20 protein-coding genes are annotated in these 24107 nt (G+C 41.2%); 10 read left to right on the top strand and 10 right to left on the bottom strand.

From position 1 onward, the window contains the following. Positions 1-11 precede the first annotated feature (11 nt). The gene (locus tag BN6556_RS11780; protein ID WP_148436767.1) at positions 12-413 is read right to left on the bottom strand and encodes a hypothetical protein; all 402 of its coding nucleotides are present in this window, start codon (positions 411-413) and stop codon (positions 12-14) included. Positions 414-506: 93 nt separating this feature from the next. Then, the gene (locus BN6556_RS11775) at positions 507-2009 is read right to left on the bottom strand and encodes a DHA2 family efflux MFS transporter permease subunit (protein ID WP_066191610.1); all 1503 of its coding nucleotides are present in this window, start codon (positions 2007-2009) and stop codon (positions 507-509) included. A gap of 157 nt (positions 2010-2166) precedes the next feature. Here BN6556_RS11775 and BN6556_RS11770 point away from each other — a divergent pair, with 157 nt between their 5' ends. The 3 genes from BN6556_RS11770 (at position 2167) to ilvD (ending at position 5631) form a co-directional block, all read left to right on the top strand. Further along, a complete protein-coding gene (locus tag BN6556_RS11770; RefSeq protein ID WP_066191608.1) occupies positions 2167-3039 on the top strand; it encodes a TetR/AcrR family transcriptional regulator in 873 nt (290 codons plus the stop codon). A 56-nt stretch (positions 3040-3095) separates the two neighbouring features. Then, the gene (locus BN6556_RS11765) at positions 3096-3770 is read left to right on the top strand and encodes a FadR/GntR family transcriptional regulator (protein ID WP_066191603.1); all 675 of its coding nucleotides are present in this window, start codon (positions 3096-3098) and stop codon (positions 3768-3770) included. A gap of 190 nt (positions 3771-3960) precedes the next feature. Further along, positions 3961-5631: a dihydroxy-acid dehydratase gene (ilvD, locus tag BN6556_RS11760; RefSeq protein WP_066191598.1), complete on the top strand. Its 1671-nt coding sequence runs from the start codon at positions 3961-3963 to the stop codon at positions 5629-5631. Between the two features lie 51 nt (positions 5632-5682). Here the strand turns inward: ilvD and BN6556_RS11755 are convergent, their stop codons facing one another. Both BN6556_RS11755 and BN6556_RS11750 read right to left on the bottom strand, forming a co-directional pair. Further along, positions 5683-6024, bottom strand: coding sequence for an ArsR/SmtB family transcription factor (locus BN6556_RS11755; protein ID WP_066191595.1), 342 nt, complete (start codon positions 6022-6024; stop codon positions 5683-5685). 48 nt (positions 6025-6072) lie between these two features. Continuing rightward, complete coding sequence (locus BN6556_RS11750) at positions 6073-6579, bottom strand: SRPBCC family protein (protein ID WP_066191592.1); 507 nt, start codon at positions 6577-6579, stop codon at positions 6073-6075. 419 nt (positions 6580-6998) lie between these two features. Between BN6556_RS11750 and htpX the strand changes: the two genes are divergently transcribed. Together htpX and BN6556_RS11740 are read left to right on the top strand one after the other, a co-directional pair. Then, positions 6999-7901: a protease HtpX gene (htpX, locus tag BN6556_RS11745; protein WP_066191588.1), complete on the top strand. Its 903-nt coding sequence runs from the start codon at positions 6999-7001 to the stop codon at positions 7899-7901. 92 nt (positions 7902-7993) lie between these two features. Continuing rightward, the gene (locus BN6556_RS11740; RefSeq protein WP_066191585.1) at positions 7994-8434 is read left to right on the top strand and encodes a YtoQ family protein; all 441 of its coding nucleotides are present in this window, start codon (positions 7994-7996) and stop codon (positions 8432-8434) included. Positions 8435-8862: 428 nt separating this feature from the next. Here the strand turns inward: BN6556_RS11740 and BN6556_RS11735 are convergent, their stop codons facing one another. The 4 genes from BN6556_RS11735 to BN6556_RS11720 are packed head-to-tail and all read right to left on the bottom strand — an operon-like array spanning position 8863 to position 12235. After that, on the bottom strand, positions 8863-9891 hold the full coding sequence (locus tag BN6556_RS11735) for an SPFH domain-containing protein (protein WP_066191582.1): 1029 nt from the start codon (positions 9889-9891) through the stop codon (positions 8863-8865). 37 nt (positions 9892-9928) lie between these two features. After that, a complete protein-coding gene (locus tag BN6556_RS11730; RefSeq protein ID WP_066191578.1) occupies positions 9929-10690 on the bottom strand; it encodes a TPM domain-containing protein in 762 nt (253 codons plus the stop codon). After that, entirely contained in the window at positions 10687-11715 is a 1029-nt protein-coding gene (locus tag BN6556_RS11725; protein ID WP_066191577.1) for a hypothetical protein, read from the bottom strand. Before BN6556_RS11725 ends, BN6556_RS11730 begins: the two co-directional genes overlap by 4 nt. Positions 11716-11722: 7 nt before the next feature. Next, on the bottom strand, positions 11723-12235 hold the full coding sequence (locus BN6556_RS11720) for a hypothetical protein (RefSeq protein ID WP_066191574.1): 513 nt from the start codon (positions 12233-12235) through the stop codon (positions 11723-11725). 738 nt (positions 12236-12973) lie between these two features. Here BN6556_RS11720 and BN6556_RS11715 point away from each other — a divergent pair. Genes BN6556_RS11715 through cydS form a run of 3 tightly spaced genes read left to right on the top strand, consistent with a single transcriptional unit; the run spans position 12974 to position 15419 of the window. Then, entirely contained in the window at positions 12974-14314 is a 1341-nt protein-coding gene (locus tag BN6556_RS11715; RefSeq protein WP_066191569.1) for a cytochrome ubiquinol oxidase subunit I, read from the top strand. Next, positions 14311-15324 (top strand): cytochrome d ubiquinol oxidase subunit II, encoded by a 1014-nt coding sequence (locus tag BN6556_RS11710; RefSeq protein ID WP_066191567.1) that lies wholly within the window; start codon positions 14311-14313, stop codon positions 15322-15324. The genes BN6556_RS11715 and BN6556_RS11710 overlap by 4 nt, the downstream gene beginning before the upstream one ends. A 5-nt stretch (positions 15325-15329) precedes the next feature. Continuing rightward, positions 15330-15419: a cytochrome bd oxidase small subunit CydS gene (cydS, locus tag BN6556_RS22840; RefSeq protein ID WP_407920065.1), complete on the top strand. Its 90-nt coding sequence runs from the start codon at positions 15330-15332 to the stop codon at positions 15417-15419. A 44-nt stretch (positions 15420-15463) separates the two neighbouring features. Here the strand turns inward: cydS and cydC are convergent, their stop codons facing one another. Both cydC and cydD read right to left on the bottom strand, forming a co-directional pair. Continuing rightward, complete coding sequence (cydC, locus tag BN6556_RS11705) at positions 15464-17188, bottom strand: thiol reductant ABC exporter subunit CydC (RefSeq protein WP_066191562.1); 1725 nt, start codon at positions 17186-17188, stop codon at positions 15464-15466. Further along, positions 17188-18909: a thiol reductant ABC exporter subunit CydD gene (gene cydD / locus BN6556_RS11700; protein ID WP_066191558.1), complete on the bottom strand. Its 1722-nt coding sequence runs from the start codon at positions 18907-18909 to the stop codon at positions 17188-17190. The genes cydC and cydD overlap by 1 nt, the downstream gene beginning before the upstream one ends. A gap of 757 nt (positions 18910-19666) precedes the next feature. Here cydD and BN6556_RS22760 point away from each other — a divergent pair. Further along, on the top strand, positions 19667-22333 hold the full coding sequence (locus tag BN6556_RS22760) for an adhesive domain-containing protein (protein ID WP_148436765.1): 2667 nt from the start codon (positions 19667-19669) through the stop codon (positions 22331-22333). Positions 22334-22431: 98 nt separating this feature from the next. Continuing rightward, positions 22432-24102, top strand: a complete 1671-nt coding sequence (locus BN6556_RS11690; RefSeq protein WP_066191556.1) for a glycoside hydrolase family protein — start codon at positions 22432-22434, stop codon at positions 24100-24102. Positions 24103-24107 lie beyond the last annotated feature (5 nt).

Genomic DNA, 24107 nt, shown 5'->3' with positions numbered 1-24107 from the left:
GCCGAGTATCTTTACTCGGTTTTTTCTTGTATTATAGCATGTATGCTTGGCGTTATTACTGAGATGACACCCATTTCGACGCTTTTTCCTCGGATTTTGGCCTTCATTTCCGATATGACGACCATTTCGATGCTTTCCTCTCCGATTTTGGCCATCATTTCCGTGATGACGACCATTTCAGCGCTTTTCCCTCCGATTTTGGCCGTCATTTCCGTGATGACGACCATTTTGACGCTTTTCTCTCCGATTTTGGCCGTCATTTCCATGATGACGCCCATTTCGACGCTTCCCTCTCCGATTTTGGCCGTCATTTCCGTGATGACGCCCATTTTAACGCTTTCCCCTCCGATTTTGGCCGTCATTTCCGTGATGACGACCATTTCAGCGCTTCTCCCTCCGATTTTGGGCGTCATTTCCCCGATGACGCCCAAATCATATAATCATAATAGTAAACAAAAAAAGTGCACGAAACATCATGATGACGTTCGCGCACGCTGGTTTGACCATTAGGATACCGCTGGTTTGACAGCACCTTTTTCTTTTTCTATTTCCTCCACGGCTTTATCACTTGTATCGACTCGTTTCATAAATAAGGACAAGATTAAAGCCACAATATTTATTCCCAATGCCACATAAAAGGAATATTGAATCCCTGCCAACAATGCTTGCTGTGACATCGACATCATGGTGGCGTCTGTTACCGTGGCTGGATCCACACCCTGCATTAAGCTTTCCCCTTCAGATGTAGCAACGGAGTTCATAATCGTAATCATAACTGCAGTACCAATCGCACCAGATACTTGTTGTGCTGTATTATTAATCGCCGTACCATGTGGATTTAAGCTGGTTGGCAATTGATTCAAGCCATTTGTCATGATTGGCATCATCACCATTGACATTCCTAACATCCGCAATGCATAAACGACTACAATATAGGTATACGTAGAATCAAGCTGTACATGGGCAAGCATAAATGTCGATACCCCTGTAACAGTAAGCCCCACAAAAGCTAAAACACGTGGACCAAACTTATCAAATAATTTTCCCGTAATTGGTGACATAAGCCCCATGATCAATGCACCTGGTAATAACATTAAACCGGAATGCATAGGTGAAATACCACGAACATCCTGCACATAAGCAGGTGTCAAAATCATACCAGAAAACATGGCAACAGCATTAACTACCATAATAATAGAAGCCAAGCTAAACATTGGATATTTATAAGGCCGTAAATCTAACAATGGCTTATCCATTTTTAGCTGTCGGATAACAAATAAAACTAAAGAAATAACACCAACTATCAAGGTAGTTAATACGATGGTATCGCCCCAGCCATCCGCACTCGCATTACTGACTCCATATAAAACACCACCAAAGCCTAAGCTAGATAGCACTAAGGAGAAATAATCCAGACTTGCCTGTTTATCCTGTTCCATCACATTACGGAATTTCCAAATGGCTAAACCTAGACTAATAATGGATAATGGCAAAATCATTTCAAAAAGCAGACGCCAATGGTGATATTCCACAATATAGCCTGATAGCGTTGGGCCAATTGCCGGTGCAGCTATCATTACCATGCCAAACACGCCCATCGCTGTACCACGTTTATCTCGTGGAAAGCTGACTAACATAATATTCATTAATAATGGTCCCATAACGGAAGATCCAACGGCCTGCACCATACGCCCTGCTAATAAAACACCGAAATTAGGTGCAAATGCCGCCAAAGCCGTACCTAACGCAAAGATGGACATTGCCGTAATAAACAAATTCCGATTAGAAAAACGTGTAATCAAAAAAGCTGAAGCCGGAATAAGAATCCCGCTTACCAGCATATAACCGGTAGCCAACCATTGTACCGTTGAGTAGTTATCCAACCCTAAATCAACCATAATCGACGGAAGAGCTACATTTAATAACGAATTATTCAAAAAAGAAACAAACGCCCCAACAAACAAAATAGCAAGCATCGTATAAGATGCTTTATTTACTTGTGAATCCATCAAACATCCCTCTTATCTTTCTTTAAAATAATGAGCACTTTTATATATTATACCTACCGTACATTTTTTCAAGGTTTTTATACTGTTAGTTCAAAAAATTGTTTTTTATCTATTAGAATTGTATACTAGACGATAGAGAAAGATCAGGTGATGCTAGATGAATCAACGCAAAAGAAAAGTAGCCGACATTGCGTTAAGACTGTTTATTGATAAAGGATTCCAGGAAACATCGATTCAGGAAATTATCGATAAAGCAGAGATATCAAAAGGAACTTTTTATAATTATTTTTCTTCTAAAAATGATTGTCTTGTTGAAATATTAGAGAATATTCGTTATGACGCCAGTCAACAACGAGTAGCCATCCAAATTGGCAAAGATGAGAAGGATCGCAGCGTACTGGTGGAGCAAATCACTGTAATTATGAAGCTAAATGAAGAAAATAATTTACGTGCATTGTTTGAGAACATCTTATCCTCCGATAATTCCGATTTAAAAAAACTGGTTTTACAGCATCGTACGATTGAAATGGAATGGATGGCCAATCGTTTAGTCGATGTGATGGGCGAAGATATCAGGGAATATGCCACCGAGGCAACCGTATTATACTTTGGCATGCTGCAGTATATGCTGTTCACCTTGAATATTACCAACAGCCGCTTCTCTCTAAAAGAATTAATTGAAACCTTACTGTCTTATGTAGAAATTTTACTCGCGCAGATGGAACAGAGAGGAAGTACTTTTTTAAATAATAGCGCCATCGATTTATTGCAATCGAATGTACACAAACAAATCATCACACTCCCTGAGCTTTTAGAAATGGCTGATCAACTGCAAGCACATCTTGATTTTAATGAGGAGCAACAGGACTTATTTGATACCATGTTATCCGAATTAAAACGAGATCGCATTCGAAAAATTGTCGTGCAAAACCTTTTGAAGCCATTCCTATCCTTGTTTGAAGAAAATTCGACCAAAGCCCAGGTACAATTATTCACCAATGCTGTGTGGACTTATTTGCAGGCGAATTAACTATGAGAACGCTAAATGTTCCAGCTATGTTATACTAAAACAGGGTGATAGAGAATATGCAGCAAAAAAGATTATCTGATAGTGTAGCCGACGATATGATGTCGATGATCGCCATAGAGAAAAGATTTGCACCTGGTGATAAGCTTCCCAACGAAAATGAGTTATCAGGGGAATTAAATATCAGCCGAACCACGCTTCGGGAAGCCATTCGTATCTTAGTGGCTAATGGTATCGTAGAAATCAGACGTGGAAAAGGAACATATATCAAAGAAAATATTGATACTGATAATCTAGAAACCTTTGGCGAGCTTACAGAAGCAAAAATCAATGCACGGGATTTATACGAAATGCGATTGATATTTGAGCCGGACGCCGCCTACTATGCGACAGTTCGAGCCAGTGAAACAGAATTAAAACGGATTTTGGATTACGGCATGCAGATAGAACAGAAAATCAAAGCCAAAGAGGACCGGACAGAAGTGGAACAGCAATTTCACCAAGCCATTGTAAAGGCGACCCATAATGAATTTATGGAAAAGCTGATGCCGGTTATTTATCAGGCAATCAACAAAGGGGTTATTCTATCCACTAAAAGAGAATTAGCCGTCAAAGATACCATCCATGATCACCATATGATTATGGAGTTTATGAAACATCGTAATCCTGAAGGGGCCAAAAGCGCCATGAAAATTCATATTTTACATGCGATGCGAGAATTAGGAATTGAATAAGTTTGAGAATGTCGTAAGATTTAATGACGGACAAAGTGGGAGTTTTTTCCTGACTTTGTCCGTCATTTTTTAACAATAGCCTCTAGTAAATACATTTTTCATAAAATACATCATACAACGTTATTGACAGCAGACAACTATCCTTATAAAATATAGAATATTAACTATTAATTTAAGGATGGATGTACAAATGAGAAGTGATACGATTAAAATTGGGGTAGATCGCGCCCCGCATCGCAGTCTTTTATACGCGACAGGAAAGGTAAAAGCGAAAGATTGGGGCAAACCTTTTATTGGCGTTTGTAATTCCTATATTGATATTATTCCAGGTCATGTCCATTTACGTGAATTTGCTGAGGTCGTGAAGGAAGCGATTATTGAAGCCGGTGGTATTCCATTTGAATTCAATACGATTGGTGTTGATGACGGGATTGCCATGGGACATATCGGCATGCGTTATTCCTTGCCCAGCCGTGAATTAATCGCTGACAGTGCAGAAACGGTAATTAATGCCCATTGGTTTGATGGGGTATTTTATATCCCCAATTGTGACAAGATCACACCGGGCATGCTGATGGCTGCTGCCCGTACCAATGTCCCAGCCGTATTTGTGTCTGGCGGTCCGATGGAAGCAGGAACAAGCTCCAGTGGAAAACAGTTATCGTTAAGCTCTGTTTTCGAAGGGGTTGGTGCCTTTAAATCTGGTAAAATGTCAGAAGAAGAGTTTAAAGATATCGAAAATAATGCATGCCCTACCTGTGGTTCTTGTTCTGGTATGTTTACAGCCAACTCGATGAACTGTTTAATGGAGATGTTAGGTCTTGCTCTCCCCGGCAATGGTTCGGTTGTGGCCACTAGTGAGAAACGTAAAGAACTTATTTATGAGGCAGCCAGACATCTCGTTCGCATGGTTAAAGAAGACGTGAAACCACGGGATATTATTACAAAAGAAGCAATTGATGATGCTTTTGCTTTAGATATGGCCATGGGAGGCTCAACCAATACCGTTTTGCATACCCTTGCGATTGCGAATGAAGCAGAAATCGAGTACAACCTAGAGGATATAAATAAAATTGCCGAACGCGTACCATATCTAGCCAAAATTATGCCTGCCTCCGATCTATCAATGGATGATATTAATAAGGCTGGCGGGGTCAGCGCTATCATTAATGAACTGACAAACATTCCTGGTGCTATCCATCCCGACCGCTTAACTATCACCGGGCAAACGATGGGAGATCTTGTTAGTGATTATCGCATCACCAACGAACAAGTCATTCGAACCAAGGACAATCCCTATAGCCCGGTTGGTGGCTTATCGATTTTATATGGAAACCTTGCCCCAGAAGGCGCTGTGATTAAAGTAGGTGCCGTTGATCCAGCTATTAAGGAATTTAAAGGGGAAGCCATCGTCTTTAATTCACAAGACGAAGCACAGGAAGCAATTGACAATGGGACGGTAAAAGAAGGTCATGTGGTTGTGATTCGTTATGAAGGTCCGAAAGGTGGTCCTGGCATGCCGGAGATGCTCGCTCCAACTTCCGCAATTATGGGACGTGGGTTAGGCAGTACGGTAGCACTTTTAACCGATGGACGTTTTTCTGGTGCCTCTCGAGGTATCTCGATCGGACATATCTCTCCAGAAGCAGCAGAAGGCGGCCCAATTGCCTTGATTGAAAATGGGGATACGATTGTGATTGATTTACCAAACAGAACCTTAAACGCACAAATATCTGACGAGGAATTGGAAGAACGTAAAAAAAACTTACCACCATTTGAGCCTAAAATCAAAAAGGGTTGGTTAGGCCGATATTCCAAACTAGTAACAAATGCATCTAACGGTGGTGTGATGGGAATTTAATAACAAGAGCCTGTTTTGAAAAATTTTCAAAACAGGCTCTTGTTTTTTTTATTATTCTTTATCTTCATCATGATGATGATTGTCTTTTCGCTGCAAGTCCTGCAGGTAATCATCTAAGCTGTCTAATCTTTCCTTCCAGATGTGTCGATAAGACTCCAACCAGATATCTAGCTCTTGGAATGGCTCCAGGCGCAGTTTGTAAATTCGTCGGTTGGCAATTGGATCCACCTCGACCAACCCGGCGTCCATTAAGGCACGAAGATGTTTCGAGGTCTGTGGTTGGCGGAGCCCAATTCGATCAGCAACTTCCCCTACAGAAAGCGGTCCGTTACGCAGAAGCTCGACAATCTGAAAACGATTTGGTTCAGCTAACGTTTTAAAGGTTTTATTCATGATAGTTGCTTCTTTCTTCTCGATTCATGATGACACCGTTTTTTGGGGTTATTGAACTTCTTTCAAATGTTTGTCGAGATTGTTCATTGTTTCTTTCAATCCTTGCATCATTCCCATTTCCAATGTTGCCTTTAGTTCTTCGACGGAAGGTAATTGAATATGGACTGAAAGCTTCGTTTTACCTTCTTTTTCCTCAAATATTATGGTTGCCCGATGCTCAGGTAGTGGGCTTTCTATTGGATTGGCTTCTTCATCTGACAAGGTACTGGTGTATACAAGCCGCTCCGGTGCGACAATTTCTTGATATACACATCTTGACCAATGCTTTTCACCTTCTGGTGATTCAAAACAATAATGCCAGATACCACCCGGTCGCAGGTCCATCTTACACACCGGCATGGAAAATCCACTTGGTGCCCACCAACGAGAAACATGCTCAGGTTCCGTAAATGCCTTAAATACAAGTTCACGTGGTGCATCAAAGACACGTTCTAGAGTAAACGCCCGGTCGCCTATGTTCGTGGTGATGTCCCCTAATTCATTCGATTCAGTCATTATAAATCACTCCTTATAAATATTTAACATGAAACCCACAACCTTTTGCTGTAAGTTGAGTCATCTTATAGATTTAATTATGCCTCAAAAAGAATATTCTTGTCAAGGAATATTTAATTTTCAATATCACTGATTTTTCTTTGAAATGCTTATTCCAAAATACATTGTCGTTTCCATATACTGTTGACCAATTTAATATAAAGAAAAACATCTTTTAGAGGTTTTGAACATCCGATAATCAGGATCTAAACACGTCACAGTACTTTTTTCTTATAATAGGCAACCTTTCACCCTTACCAACTCCAGCCCATACCTCTTTCACTAAATATTCAAAAAATATACAGTGCTAATTCCTTAGTAAACGGAATAAAATGTGATATGATATAGATGTGTAACTTTATGCATATGGGGGTTGGATAATGGGTAAACGAATTTTATTATTTCTTTTGACAAACATTTTGGTGATGACAACCATTGTGATTGTTTGGACCGTCATCACATCTTTTACCAATATAGGTAGTATGTACAATTTGGATGGGACACTTGATTATGGTTCCCTCATGGTCTTCAGTATTATCGTCGGTTTCGCCGGCTCCTTCATCTCCCTAGCGATGTCACGATGGATGGCAAAAATGATGATGAAGGTAAAAGTAATTGACCCGAACAGTGCTTATGGACAAGAACGTGCCGTATATGAAAAAGTAGAACGCTTGTCTCGTGCAGCTGGACTAGCACATACACCAGAAGTTGGTATCTATCAATCACATGAAGTAAACGCCTTTGCTACTGGTCCAACGAAAAAGCGTTCTCTGGTTGCAGTCTCTCAGGGGTTATTAGATACGATGGATGACGATGCTGTCGAAGGGGTTATTGCCCATGAGGTAGCACACGTTGCTAATGGAGATATGGTAACGATGACCTTATTACAAGGAATTGTCAACACCTTTGTTGTCTTCTTATCCCGTATTGTTGCTTCGGTTGTGTCCCGTTTAGTTCGTTCGGAATTGCAATGGATCGTACATTTTGCTTCGATTATTGTATTCCAGATTCTCTTCTCTATTTTAGGAAGTATTGTGGTCAGTTCCTATTCGAGATATCGGGAATTTCATGCCGATCGTGGCGGCGCTGACTTAGCTGGACGTGACAAAATGGCGCATGCCTTGCGCTCATTACAAGCTTATGTCGATCGTGCCACAATGGATGATCATTCCAACGATGATGCGATTCAAACCATGAAAATCAGTGGAAAAAGCAGTGTGATGAGATTATTCTCTTCTCATCCACCATTAGAGGAACGTATTGCCAAGCTGGAACAACGATAAGATATGAAAAATACAACTGTTAGACTAAACAGTTGTATTTTTTTCGGTTTACTTTTAGCATAGTAGATAATACTATCCTAAGGAGTGATAACATGGAACTAACCGTATACCTTGCTGGACAAATTCATGATGATTGGCGGGAACAACTTGCTGAACTAGCCAAAAAACGGAAACTACCTCTAACGTTTTCTGGACCCCAAACCAACCATGACCGCTCAGACAATATTGGCGAAGCAATTCTTGGAGAGCAGCCAAATAACTATTGTAAGGACGATGCTGCTTCCGATATCAACAACTTTCGTACACAAGTCTTACTTCAGAAAGCAGATATTGTCATTGGCTTATTTGGAGAAAAATACAAACAGTGGAATACGGCAATGGACCTGAGCACCGCTATTCAGATGGGCAAACCAACGATTATGATTCGTCCAGAGTCACTCATCCATCCGCTTAAAGAATTGTCGAATAAAACAAATGTGACTGTAGAAACGATGGAACAGGCGCTAGACGTGCTGCAATATATTTATGAATGATTAGTGAGGTTTGGCTTTTTGATGGTCCGCTCGTTCTTGCCAATCAAAAGAGCAAGTGAGATCCCTCCCCTCCATCCATTAGATCTTACAGACAAAAATTCGTGGCATCGCTATATTCTGTCCGTTAGAATGAATCTTACAGACAAAAAAACGCGGCATCGCTATATTCTGTCCGTTAGAATGAATCTTACAGACAAAAAAACGCGGCATCGCTATATTCTGTCCGTTAGAATGAATCTCACAGACAAAAATTCGTGGCATCGCTATATTCTGTCCGTTAGAATGAATCTTACAGACAAAAATTCGTGGCATCGCTATATTCTGTCCGCTAGATTCTCGCGGACTCAGGAGCACTCAGTCCGTAACGTCAGATCCATTTCAACCATAAACAAACACCTCCCGTCTTTCACATGACGAGAGGTGTTTATTTACACTAACTTATAACCACAATTCCCACAAAATTTCATTCCAGCTGTTTTGCTTCCACAATTCGGGCAAAAGTTAGGAATCGATCCAGGCGACGGATTGTTGTCTGCAGCCTGTTGATTCGATTGCTGGTTAGGCTGCTGTTGGTTAGAGGTCTGTTGCTGATTATTATTATTCGACTGATTTTGGTTCATGCCCTTCATCATTTCCTGGGCCATATTCATCCCCATCATCATTCCTGCCATATCCGTTGCCGAGTTGCCGCCTTCCGACTTACCAGAGGCAATCGCATCGGTCATCGATACTTCCTTATAACGGTTCATATCGCCAATCATACCATGAGAAGCGGATTTTGTGATCATATCCTGAATCTCTTTTGGATAATTGAAACTCATAATGTTAAAACCGCAAATCTCCAGGCCATCCTTGTTTACCTGCATATCCAAGTCTTCACGAATACCATTACCGATCTCAAAGGAATTGGCTTGCAGATTAAACATATCCTTGCCCTCTTTACTAATCCACTTCATTAACAGCTGATCAAGAATCGCCGTAATACGCAAACGTACATCTTCTACCAAATAGCTATCCTTCACCCCGGCAATATTTTCAATCAGCTTGACATAATCGTTGACCTTGAATTGGAAGGTCCCGTTGGCGCGAATCGGCATTCCACCTGGCAGTTGCTGGGTTGGAATATTAATGGCGTTTTTGGTTCCCCATTTTACCGTGAATTCTTTCGTATTCACAAACAGCACTTCCACACGCATCCCGGTGTTGAAACCAAATTTAAACCCTTTTAGAGTAGATAAAAAAGGAATGATTTCCGACTCAATTTCATACTCGCCCGGCTCTTTAAAAACACCCTCTACTTTTCCTTGATCGAAGAAAATCGCATCCTGGCCGGATCGAATAATTAAATTACTTCCCTTTTTTATCTCATTATTATTCCATTTCCAGAAAATCATATCATCGCGGAATTCTTCCCATTCGACGACATTGGCAAACTGGTCTTTGAAAAAATCAAACATCTGCTTTCATCCTTTCCTGTTAAAATATAAACATGTGCTAGAAACCGCCACGACTGCCTGAATGGGAATGACCGCCGCTGGTTACACCGCCGCCACCGCCACCTCGGCCGCCACCTGAGTTCTTTTGGATTTTTGTTTTGGACACGGTCTTGCGCACATAAGTATCTTTTTTCCTTTTTACTTTGGAGTTATTGGCATCGACATAGGTTTGATGATCCACCGTTACCCGGCCGCCCATATTAAATATCATAAATCCAACAATGGCACCGCCGATCACAACCGCTACAACCAATTGAAACCATGTTTTCAACAAAATACTTTCCGGATTAATGATCGGATTAACACCTAAGTACTGATCGGCCTTTTCCAAATATAATTCACCGGCAGCAAAGAAGTTCTCATTAGATAAATACGGAGTAATCTGTTCTCTAATTTGATCGAGGCGACTATCCTCTAAATATTGCTCTCCCTTACCAAATCCTGCTAAATATACTTCTCGATTTTCCGACATATCAATCGTCAAAATGGCGGCGTCACCGAATTCAGTATCATGCTCATCATAAAAATCTTCGGTATACTGAACGACATCACGACCGCCAAGATCTGTTGCCGTAGCAATAAGCAAATTCACATCATGATTAGCACTGTATTCTTCTGCTAGTTGTGTTAGCTCTTCCCTTTCTCCATCGTTCAAAAGATTCCCATCATCGTAAATATATTGCTCTACCGCAAAACTTGCTGGTAACCAGAGCAACGAAACCAATACGATGAAACATAAGGCAGCAAGATATTTTCTCATAGCCAGCCACCACCTAACATCAGCGCGATCGACTTAAAGATAACAAAGGAGCCACCCGCAATACTGGAAAACCAAATCGCTGCTTTTTTATAGCTTAGCGGCGGTTTTCCGACAATCTTGCCAGTTTGACCATTCATCGCAAAGGTGTGCTCCTGTTTATCAAAGTCATAATACACCATCCAAACTGGTAACAAAACATAATAGCTGTTACGCTGTTTGGTATCGATATGTTTATGGTCGTAAGAAACCGATGAATAACCATTGATCGTCGAAGCCACATAGGAATCGATAAACTTGCCGATCTTATCCTTGACCCTGCCAAATAACTCTTTATCGGTATAATTATACTTTTCTGCCAAATAGCCTGCTAGATAAGGAGTTTTAAAGTCTTTTAACTCGCCATAATGATAAGGTTCTAGTTTATCCATCAGCTGATCATCCATTTTCTCCGAGGCATCGACAGGCACCTTTAAATAGCTGACATCAATATCACGATAGACACTGTAATAATGCGTTTCACGATAACGGTAATCACCGCGCCGATATGTCTTCACTCTAGTACCGGTAGCTTTCACTTCCACGTCATTATCTAAGTCATACATCCAAAAAGGAACATACATTCCAGTAATTCCTTTGACGCGATCGGCCGTCATAAACCCTTTTGGTGTCAAACGTCCATTTTTACACCATTTTTTAAAAGCGGCCATCGCTTCTTCCTTACTAATGGTAAAAGGAATAACCTGAGCCGGCGCCAAACTCCCTGATAATCGATCGGCCAGCACCACCCCTGCACCACAAAAGCTACAAGAGGTTGCCGTTGTATCCGCATCCGTTATCACCACTGCACCGCAATTATCACAATGGTATTCTTTCGCTTCACTTTCTTCAAAGGAGTGTGAAATATTGACGTCATCATATGTATCAATATGCTCCTCATGTCCGCAGCTGTCACATGATAAATGACCCGAGCCACTGTCAAATTTCATATCAGCCCCACAGCTAGGGCACTTATAGTGTACTAACATACGCTCCTCACCTCGAATTCCTTAGTTCTAGTAATGCCTCTGCTTCTGCTAATTGTCGTCTTACTTTATCTTCGTACTGCTGTAATTGCTGAATGGTTTCTGCTTCTTGCTGTTTGGAGGCTGCTTCCGCTTCCATTGCCTGAATGTAAGCCAACGTTTCCGCAAAGTCTTGATCGATTTGCTGAAAACGGTGCTGATAAGGAGCCAGTGATTGCTCCAGCTGCGATTTCCTCTGTTCTAATTGTTTGATTTCTTGCTCTGCTTGCTGCTGTTGTAAGGCAAATTGCTGTTTTTGCTCGGGCTGATCTGCTTTCTCCTGATAGCGGGCCAACTTATTTACTTTCGCCTGCTGACTAATGATTTCCTGAGCTGCTTGCTGAATCTTCATTTGGTAGGTATCGATTTTGGTCTGCAGTTCTCGCATCGTTTTTTCGGTATCATCTTTCATTCTTTGCCATTTTTTATTATCTTTTATCATATAACTTTTTGCTACGGTCTTCAACCGATGAAAGAAACTCATCTTGACACACTCCTTTCGGTATATCTTATATACGCTCTCTTGTCAAAAAAGTTTCACATGATACAGCGCTGCTTTTTCTAAGCATACCATACATCCTATCATGGGTAGAAGTATTCTTTGGTTGTTCTTCAAAATGATATCCATATTTTTCGTTTGCTGTCACTATTATCAGGCTGTGTTGCTTATTATTTCCTGGTCATTTTCATTAAACCTTCACTATTATCCCCTCCACAAGTCAAACAAATCTGCTATAATAGGGAAAGAATGACCCTATTTTGAACGAAAAGCGCAGGAGCGCCCTCTTAAAAACGTAGAGACCTGCGCGTTGCAACTGAGATAAAGGAAACACGGCGACGTGAGGAGTCGATGTTGACTTTCACCCGCAGGACATAAGTGCGACTTTAGCTCTGTCTGCGCCTGTTGGCTTGCCAGTCGCTAAGTCTTCTTTATCGTAGGGCGTGTCGTGAAATCTCTAAAGTTTGGCGCTTGGAGCTGGACACGGCTGTTCCTGAATAAGAATTTATTCATGCAAAATGATATACTTTCTTATCTAATAAAGAAAACTTGGCATTCGCCAATCCTTTTGTGAATACCTTAGTTGCACTTATACTTTATTCCTTACATTCTTTTTACTTTCTTAAAGTGCAAAAAAATCACCAAATGGAATTAAGATATGACCTTTTCGGGTAACATAATTATAGGGAAAAAGCCATTTCGTTCAGCAAAGGAGGACTACTTATGTTATTTGAAGACCCGGCCTATGCCAGTCAACTGCTCACACTATTAACCTTATCCTTTCATATTATTTACGCCACCATTGGGGTTGGGTTGCCGTTAATGATTATGATTGCCCAATGGATTGGAATTCGTAATAATGACCCCCATTACTTATTACTAGCTCGACGCTGGGCAAAAGGCTTTGTTGTCACCGTAGCTGTTGGGGTTGTCACTGGTACGGCGATTGGCTTACAGCTTTCTTTATTATGGCCAAGCTTTATGGAACTGGCCGGAAATATTATCGCTCTACCATTGTTTATGGAGGTATTTGCCTTTTTCTTCGAAGCCATATTCTTGGGTATTTATTTATACACATGGGATCGCTTTGATAACCAGAAGAAGCATTTACTATTATTAATTCCTGTCGCTGTCGGCGGTGGGATGTCGGCCTACTTTATTACGGTGGTGAATTCGTTTATGAACAGCCCGGCTGGATTCGATATCGTAAACGGCGAATTGGTCAATGCCAATCCGATTGCCGCCATGTTTACGGTCTCCATGCCAACCAAGGTGGCGCACGTGTTATCAACTGGTTATATGACAGTCGCTTTTATGTTGGCTGCAATTGCTGCATTTCGTTTGATCAAAGGCTCTCACAAGCAATATCATAAAAAAGCCTTACACATGACCATAAAAATCGGTTTTGTCTTTGCCTTGTCTTCCGCCCTAATCGGGGACCTTTCTGGTAAGTATTTGGCTGAGCACCAGCCAGAGAAGCTCGCGGCAGCAGAATGGCATTTTGAAACGTCAACCGAAGCTCCGCTTGTCATGTGGGGTACGTTAGATGAAAATAATGAACCACAGTACGCCTTGGAAATCCCATTCGCCTTGAGTATACTGGCACACGGCGTACCTAATGCTGAGGTATTAGGGTTGGAGGAATTTCCAGCCGATGAACAGCCACCGCTTTTAATTCACTTTTTCTTTGATCTAATGGTGACGATCGGTGTCTTTATGCTCGTACTTTCTTTTGTTTATTGGGTTGGTACCTGGCGGAATTGGTCCTTTATTCGTAAAAATTGGTATCGCTGGCTGATTGTACTTGGTGGACCCCTGTCGTTTCTTGCGATTGAAGCCGGCTGGTGGATGGCAGAGGTAGGACGGCAGCCATGGATATTACGTGGTCTCATGCGCGTGGAAGAAGCGGCTACCACCAGTGATTATGTCGGCTGGATGTTTATCCTATTCGTCGCTTTATATTTTATTCTCGGTGTCGGTACCGTGGTCGTATTACGCCATATGTTCCGCAACAATCCGGTTGAACAAGATTTACAAGACTACCATGGGGGTGATCAAACATGACACTTGAAATACTTGGTATCTCCGTTTTATGGTTATTTCTATTCGGCTATATTATTGTTGGTTCGATCGATTATGGTGCCGGATTCTTTAATGCCTACAGTATTGTAACTGGTAAACAACATGTCGTTTCGAAAATTATTCAACGTTACTTATCTCCTGTCTGGGAAGTGACCAATGTCTTTTTCGTTTTCTTCTTTGTCGGGATTATCGGTTTCTTTCCGGAGACGGCTTTCTATTATGGCACGATTCTGTTAATACCTGGAAGTCTAGCCTTAGTCCTGTTAGCGATTCGCGGTTCCTATTACGCCTTTGAATCCTATGGAAAAAAGGGGCATAAAGGCTACGCAATCATGTACGGCTTATCTGGTTTACTGATTCCGGCATCCTTGTCGATTGTGCTTACCATCTCAGAAGGTGGCTTTGTATCAATTACCAATGGAGAGCCAAGCCTTAGTTACCGTGATTTATTCTTCAGTCCGCTGACATGGTCGATTGTGGTGTTAAGCTTGATTGCTGTCTTATATATATCCGCGGTATTCCTGACCTGGTATGCCGATCAAACGGGAGATCAAGGAGCCACTGCTCTGATGCGTAAATACGCCTTGGGCTGGGCGGTTCCACTAATTATCGCCGCCGGAGGGATTATTTTTGAATTACGCGCCCATAATTACGAGCATTATCAAAGTATTCTTGATTTATGGTGGATGTTTGCTATCTCCTTTATTTTATGGGGATTAACGATTTGGCTGATTTGGCAGCGCCGCAACTATGGCACCGCCTTTTGGCTATTAGTTGGGCAATTCGCTTTTGCCTTTTTTGGATATGGGATTTCACATTATCCGTATTTACTCTATCCACATTTCAGCATTTATGAAGGGTTCACCAATCAAGCAATGGCAATTTCCTTAGTGGTTGTCTTTATCCTGGGGATGGCCTTATTGATTCCTTCTTTATATTTATTACTGCGACTTTTCTTATTTGACGAAAATTATAAAAAAGGAAAGAAGTGATGGCGATGTTTAATGATTTTCTAATTTTTATTGCTCCCTTTATTGTGTTATTCGCCGCCATTGGATTAGCATTTGTGGTGGTTAGGAAGGGATAATGGAAACAGCACTCCTTTTTCGAGGAGTGCTGTTTTTTTAATCATTAGCTGAATCGCAATTGCTCTTCCTCTAACCGCTTCATCTTCCTAAAATAACCATCTGTTTGCTTCATCAGTTCTTGATAGGTCCCTTGTTCCACTACCTCACCGTGATCCATCACAACAATTTGATCCATTTGCTCCAATCCAGTTAGTCGATGGCGGATCATAACGATGGTAGCGTCTGCTGCGTGTTGATACACCTGCTGCATAACTTGCTGCTCGGTGATGGCGTCCAATGAAGAAGTTGGCTCATCCAACAGCCATGTGTCAGCAGGATGGAGAAATAACCGCGCTAATGCCAGTCGTTGTTTTTCACCACCAGATAAGTTGGCACCACTTTCTTGGACCAAGTCATCAAGGGCAAGGTGTGATAACGTGGCTTTGTTCAACGCTACTCGTAAATTATCCTCCGTTGCACTAGGATTGGCCAAGGCAAGATTGTCCCCTACACTCCCGTAAAAAAAGTGATTCTGCTGTAGAGAGACATTCATGATACGCCACAGTGATTCCTTTTCCCACGTTTCGATCGGGGTCTGCTGTACCGATAAACAACCGCTTGTCACCGGCAAGAATCCAAGCATTGCCTGCATTAACGTGGACTTACCCGAGCCGCTCGCCCCTACAATCGCCACCTTTGACCCGGCCGGAATATCCAGGGATATCTCTTTCACAAAGGATGTCGGCTGATCAAGGTATTGCAGCGAGACCTGATCAAATTGAAACGCTAAAGCCTCTTGCTGTGCCATCTGTTTTGCAGGTGTTGATGATGCTGCTTCTTCCCCGCTCCATACTTCTATCAAGCGTTGGGAGGCCTGTCTGCTTTGATCCAAATATGCGGGGAATGTCGCCATCATCGGTGCATCCTCAAAGGCCGTCAGTGCAATCATAAACAGCATCGCCAACAACAAGCCCGACAAGGACCCTTCTGTCACATAAAAACTCGCTTGTACTAAAACGATCACGGCAAGAAAGAAGGCAAGAAAGATCATCACCGTTTCTTGGAAGGCGTGCCGACGATTTTCGCTTAATTTCTCTGCTTCATATTCTTTCATGGCTGCCAGTAATTGTTGTTCCTTTTCGTCTGCTTGCTGATAAATCGTTAATTCTTGAAAGCCATATAAATATTCGGTGAATTCCGCAGACAAAGCACCTCTGCTCTCCCGAACCTTGCTTGCCCTCTTTTTTTCTTGCAGATAGAAGCAGGCAGGGATGAACAGAACAAGCACGACCATCCCTATGACCATTGTGATCGCTATTTTTATGGAAAAAATGGTCGTAAATAAGATCGTAGTTAGCATTACCGTCACTAATACAATCGGAGGATAGAACACACGTAAAAAGAAATACTGCAGTGACTCCACGTCCCCCACAATTCTCGCTAATATATCCCCACTTCGATAGCGTTGTAGCAATCGATCCGCAATAGGTTCGATGCGATCATACACATAGACACGAATATTCTTTAACATCGTAAAGGTGCCACGATGAGAAACGTACCGCTCGCCATAACGGCTAACCGCAGAAGTGATTCCCAACAGTTTTACCAAGGCAACAATCACAATCAATGTATAAATCGGAGGAGCCAGCGCCGCCTGTGAGATTAAATAACCACTTGCCGAGAATAATCCCACCGCTGTCATTCCCGCGATAAAACCGAACAGAATCGACAATAGCACATCTTTTTTCTCTTTTAACAGCATGCGTAGTACGATAGCTACATCCTTCATCACGGCTTACCTCCTTGCTGTGCTTGGAGCATCTCTTGATAAATCTTACTGGTTTCTAGTAGTTCAGCATGTGTCCCTTGTGCTGTCAAGTAACCTTCCTCTAGTAATAAAATCTGATCCGCGCTTCGTATCGTATGGAGGCGGTGGGCCACGGTAATGACGGTTGCCTGATTTCGTAATAACGCCATGGAAGACTGCAACAGTTGTTCTGTTTGAATATCTAAACCTGTTGTTGGCTCATCAAATAGGATAATATGGGGTTTTTTCAAGAAAGCGCGGGCTAATGTTATCCGCTGTTTTTCCCCGCCAGACAGTCCCCTGCCCCCTTCTCCTATCCATGTATCCAAGCCATCAGGTAACTGGGTGATCCAACGCCAAATCCCCGCTTGTTCAGCGATATGCTGAATAGTTTGATCGTCATATGTTTCTTTCGCACCTAATAAAATGTTGTCACGTACCGTTGCGGAAAGTAGATATGGATGTTGGGAGACATAGCTGATTTGTTCAAACCAAGTCGCTTTATCCACTGCTGACTGTTCGAGGTCATTTATAAAATAGGTGCCTGTGCTAGCAGGAATCAAACCTGCTAATAGATGCAATAACGTGGATTTTCCAGCACCCGTTTTCCCAATAATAGCGATGTGACTATTTGACGGAATGGTAAAACAGATCGGCGCCAGCTGGAAGGACCCCTCTCCATATTGAAACGTAACCTGTTCCATTCGTAATATCGGAATCTCATCTTGTTGCAGTTGTTGATTTCCCCATTCTACCGGTTCTGCTGTCTGTTCCAATACCTCTTCCAAACGACGGGCAGCTCCCATACTGGTTCGTCCCGTATGAAAAGCCGAACCTAGCTGTTTTAATTGATTAAATAACTCGGGAGCCAACAATAAAATCAAAAAGCCAACCGAGAAGGTTAAATTTTCAAAAATAATCATTCGAATGGCAATTTCTAAGGCAATCAGACCAATGCTAAGCATAGAAATAAACTCTAAGGCCAGCGAATTGGAAAAAGCCACCTTCAGAACGTCCATCGTCGCCGCCCGAAACTGTTGACTGCTTTCCGCTATTTTTTCCCGTTGTGCCTTGGACCTGCCCAATAGCTTTAATGATGGCAAGCCTTGCAGCGTATCCAGAAACGTGCCGGAAAAAGAGGCTAAAGCAGCCAATTGTTCCTGTGATTTATCTTTTGTTTTGAAACCAATAATCATCATAAAAATGGGAATAAACGGTGCCGACACCAGAATGATCAGTGCACTAGACCAATTTTGAATAAGAATAACCAACAAAATAGTTACCGTGATAACGACGGATTGAATCATTTGCGGCATATATTGGCTAAAGTAATTATCCACTTCGTCTACTGTATCCATAAAAAGGCTTGTTTTGTCACCGGATTGTCCCTTATTCGCTTCCAAAATAGGTTGTTTGATAAAATGACTGAGCAACTGTTGTCGAATATCTATTTTTGCTGCTCGCGCCATACGCATACCTAGATATTTCACGCCATACTGCAGCGTCATTCGCAGTAATAAGGCGATACACAGTAACAGGATGGTGGTTAGAATATTGGAGAAAGCCACTGATTCTAAAAATATCCGCTCGATAATCGAGACGATCAAGAAAGCTTGGACAACAATCGCCGCAGCCAGTAAAATCGCAAGCCCTAGCATGACATACAACTTTGAGCGAAGGGTTGTCATAAATGCCTTCAACATGCAGAAAATCCTCCTTTAATAGCAAGTTTTCACCATTACCTCTTATTATACACGCCTTTCGGTGCTCTATCGCTTATAAGGCGTTACATTTTTTTGACGATTTTTGTTGATCATGTACTAGCATTTATCCCTGATCAAAGATATTAAATGGAATTTACACAATCAATTTTCCCTAAAAAAGATAAAATAACGACAAAATAACAGCCATATGACAAAAATTTTACATAGTCAATTGTGCTCAATCGTTCGATGGTATTCGACATTATTTTTTCCGTTTTTTGTAAAATTATAAAATGGATTATTTTTTGTATTTCATCCCTTTTTTTCCATGATCATGGCATTTATCATTATTTTCTGAAAATTATGGTAATTAATTATTCCTAGTTACTTCATGATTATTTTTTACTAATTTGTCCATATATAGCTTTTACTTTCGACATTGGGGGTTATTGACATAACAAGATTATTGACCTAGCATATTACCTAATATTCTCTAGAACACTTTTGGATTATTACAAAAAGGTTAATAATTAATTTATTTTTAACCTTTTTTGTTAAATAAAATTAATATAATTTTATTTATTGTCTATATTATATCCACTTTTTAGCTATTATTTAGGCTATAGTGCTCTATAAATTTTATGATAGTTGAGAGAAAGACTCACATGAATATGTATATAACAAGGGGGACCGTACAACACTGTTGAACATGTGAGAATAAATATATAGATAAGAGATAGATTGAGGAGGTATTCATTTGAGAAATTTTGATTACAAAAAGAAAATGGATCAAAAGCAAAGAGTAAAAACGTCAAGCATGAAAAAGATGGCAGCCGCAGCTTCAGCAACGCTCTTATTATTATCTACTTCACCTGCGCCAGCTGACGGTTTTCTAGGAAAATACTTAACCAATTCTAGTATAGAGGTACAAGCTGCTAGTTTAGCAGAAGTGCAGTTATTAACGAATGTCGATGTTACGGCTGATTTGACAGAACCTGTTGCTGACGATCCATATAGTCTAGATCTCGGTTTAACTGGTACCGGCTTAGCCGATGCAGAACTAATTGGTCCAGAACGAGTCGTCGTATTTAACCTTGAGGATTTAGCAGGCCAACTGTCATCAACTGGTCCAGCAGATGTATCTGTAGATATCACGGCGGTCACCATGGATGACTTACCTGGCTTAGGACCTGCGATTGATGGGTTAACAGGTGATTTAAATAGTGTTGTTGGTGAAGTGTTAGGTGTTGTCGATGACTTGCAAAGCAGTATCATACCTGAAGATCTACTCACGATAAATGGTATTTCTGAATTAGAAGGTGCTCTTGATGCCTTAACAAATATAGATGACGCCTTAGCCGACTTAGCTCAATATAATGACCAAGTGGAGGTAACAGTAAATCCAGATGGTACGGTTGTGGTTAATTTCTCTGATGGTATTGGCCAACATTTAGAAACTGCTGTAAATGATGTTATTGTCAGCACTTTGCAAAATGTTGTAGACGCCATCAATGGGGTGGAAATCGAAATCTTACCTGGTGCAGAAGATATTCCTGGTGTCGGTTTAATTATTGGTGGATTAAATGACTCGATTAACGGCGTATTAAGTAGTCTAACCGATGTAGCAGGCGAAGCTACTGGCATTATCGATGACATTTCTAATGGCACCATTGATTTATCTAGTGATCTAGCAAGTGTCCAATTGCTTGGTCAGACAACCGTTGACTTAAATCTAGCCGTTAATAATCCAGCTGGGGTATCTGGAGAGGTTCCCGTATATGGTGCTGGTGTAAATAGCACAGTGATTGATGCAGAATTACTTTCTAGTCTAAATTCTCAAGATACGATTGTATTTGATGAAGATGATGATTCTGATAGTGACTCGGATTCTGATAGTGATTCTGACTCCGACAGTGACTCGGATTCCGATAGCGATTCTGACTCGGATAGTGACTCTGATTCCGACAGTGATTCTGACTCGGATAGCGATTCTGATTCCGATAGTGACTCTGACTCGGATAGTGATTCTGACTCGGATAGCGATTCTGATTCCGATAGTGACTCTGACTCGGATAGCGATTCTGATTCCGATAGTGACTCTGATTCCGATAGTGATTCTGATTCCGATAGTGACTCTGACTCCGATAGCGATTCTGATTCCGACAGTGATTCTGACTCGGATAGTGACTCTGATTCCGACAGTGATTCTGACTCGGATAGCGATTCTGATTCCGATAGTGACTCTGACTCCGATAGCGATTCTGATTCCGATAGTGACTCTGACTCGGATAGCGATTCTGATTCCGATAGTGACTCTGACTCGGATAGTGACTCGGATTCCGATAGCGATTCTGATTCCGATAGCGATTCTGATTCCGATAGCGATTCTGATTCCGATAGCGATTCTGATTCCGATAGCGATTCTGATTCCGATAGCGATTCTGATTCCGATAGCGATTCTGATTCCGATAGTGACTCTGACTCGGATAGTGATTCTGATTCCGATAGTGATTCTGACTCCGACAGTGACTCGGATTCCGATAGTGATTCTGACTCCGATAGCGATTCTGATTCCGACAGTGATTCTGACTCGGATAACGAAACAGACACTACAGCACCAGAGCTCGATAATGTCAATATTTCAGGATCCAGCGCAGATGGTTATGGAATCTCCTTCACATCCAATGAAGTGTTAGAAGATATTCAGCTAACGGATAGTGAAACAGGAGAAGAAATTGATATCACCGACGTAATCGTTGACGAAGAATCTGGTGAGTATTTGTTACTAATCGCCGGAGATGCCGTGGAAGTGAATGACGAACTTATCATTGCAGCTACCGATGCAGCCGGAAACACAAACGACGAGGAGACAGTCACGGTTCCAGAAGATCCAGATAATGGTGATGGAGATGGTGGTGAAGATGATGATGGGGATGCTGACTTAGATGGAGCACCGATCTTAACCGATATTGAGATTGATGGAAATAGTGACGATGGTTATGATATTTCCTTCGAATCAGATGAACGATTGGCTGACATCGATATTATCGATAGTAATGGCAATGAGGTGACCATTGAAAACACACAATATGATTCTGAGACAGGTGAATACACCGTTCATCTTGCAGGTAGTTCCGTAAACATTGGCGATGTATTAAATATTGTCGCAACCGATGAAGCTGGCGAAGTAAGCGATGATGATTATGTCACGGTTCCAGAAGATCCAAATGGCGGTAACGCTGGTTCTGGTTCTGATTCTGATGATGGTTCAAACGCCGGTTCTGATAACGGATCTAACGGAGATTCAGGAAATAAATTGCCAGACACAGCTACGTCCTTATGGATGTATGGAGTAGGCGGTATTGGTGCATTACTTGCTGGTATTGCAGCTAGATTGTTTGGTCGTAAGAAAAAACATTCATAAGTACATGTATATTTCGTTGTAATCCTTTCGAGAAGCAAATGACAACACATTTGCTTCTCCTCTTTTCCAATAAAATCTGTCCTAGGGGGAAGGATCTCATGAATACCACAACCTTACAAAAGGCAAAGACATTCAAGGAACGAATGGAGCAGTTATATCATTATATTGCTGACAAAGAATCCCTAAACCAATCAAAAGAGACGATTTTGTTCCTCTCATTGGGCACATTAGAGCATCGTGCGATTGTATTTCACGTAAAGGCAAATTCCTTTCAAAAGTCATGGACCAAACTCGTTCACCTTGGAGAATCGTTTATCTCCAAACAATCACATGATTTTCCTTATATAAAAATAGATATAGTCAAAAACACCGAAGCGCTCTCCGTTTTTGAATTTATTAAGCGACTCACACAGACTAAGCGCTACTATTTTCGTTATGGGGTTAGTTTCGACCAAAATTTTAACCATGCTTTTCTTGAACAAGAACTAAACGGAAATGCTGTCTTAAAATATGACAAACAGAATAAACGTGCCTTTATTGACGAAAAAAATCTGCAATTATACATAAAAAAACATCGCCCTAACCTGCCTGCTTTGGATTTTAATAAAGTATCTTCTGTGCAACTATTTCAAACAAAAGGATATTTCCTAGCAGATGAGAAGTGTTATGAATTACATATGGATGAACGAAACAATGGCCGAAGAAACACCGCATTAACTAAAGAAGAGATCGTATCCATGGTTCAAGCAAGCCAGCAATATTTGACACATTTAGTACATGAAGACGGTAGATTTACTTATGGATATTTTTCTTGCTTTGATCGGGAAATTGAGCATTATAACACTCTACGGCATTGCAGTACACTATACGCTATGTGCGAATCCTACGAATTCCTCCCAAATGAGGATTTAAAAGTAGCAATTACGAGCGGGATCCAATACTTGGTAGAAACTTATATTACTACTAATGATAATGAGCACGAGGCATTTCTTCTGGAACAGATTCCAGGTGGTTATGAAATAAAATTAGGAGGAAATGCAGCAGCCATACTTGCATTAACCAAATTCACTACCGTTTTTAAAAATGAACAATACTTAGATCTGGCTAACGCATTAGCAAATGGGATCAAACGGATGCAACAACCAGATGGTTCCTTTGTCCATATCTTGGACTTTCCTTCTTTGAAAATGAAACAAGCTTATCGAACCATATATTATGATGGTGAAGCTGCCTTTGCTTTAATGCGCTTGTATCATCTCTCAGAAAATGCGGAACACTTACAGATGGTTCAGCATGCTTTTGACTATTTTATTGCCAACGATTATTGGAAAAACCATGACCACTGGTTAAGCTATTGTACCAATGAGCTTACTATTTACTGCTCTGAAGAGAAATATTTTCAATTTGGATTGCAAAATGTAGCAGGTCGTTTAGATTATATTTATCAACGCATTACCACCTATCCAACCTTTCTGGAATTGACGGTAGCAGCACATCGCATGGTAGAACGGCTTAAGCAGACCAACTCCCGCCATTTATTAGACAACTTTGATGAAGACAAATTGGTAAAAACAATACAGAAAAGGGCGGAATATCAACGAAATGGTTTCTTTTATCCGGAATTAGCGATCTATCATAAACGACCAGCACGGATTATGGGGGCGTTTTTCATCCGACATCATACCTTTAGAACAAGAATTGACGATGTCGAACATAACCTCTCTGGTTACATCGCTTATTATGACGCCTTTTTATCATCCGTCGAGTAAACTAA

Origin of the sequence: Gracilibacillus timonensis (genome assembly GCF_900086715.1) — a bacterium.
GTDB lineage: Bacteria > Bacillota > Bacilli > Bacillales > Amphibacillaceae > Gracilibacillus > Gracilibacillus timonensis.
This window is presented reverse-complemented; position numbering and strand designations above follow the sequence as displayed.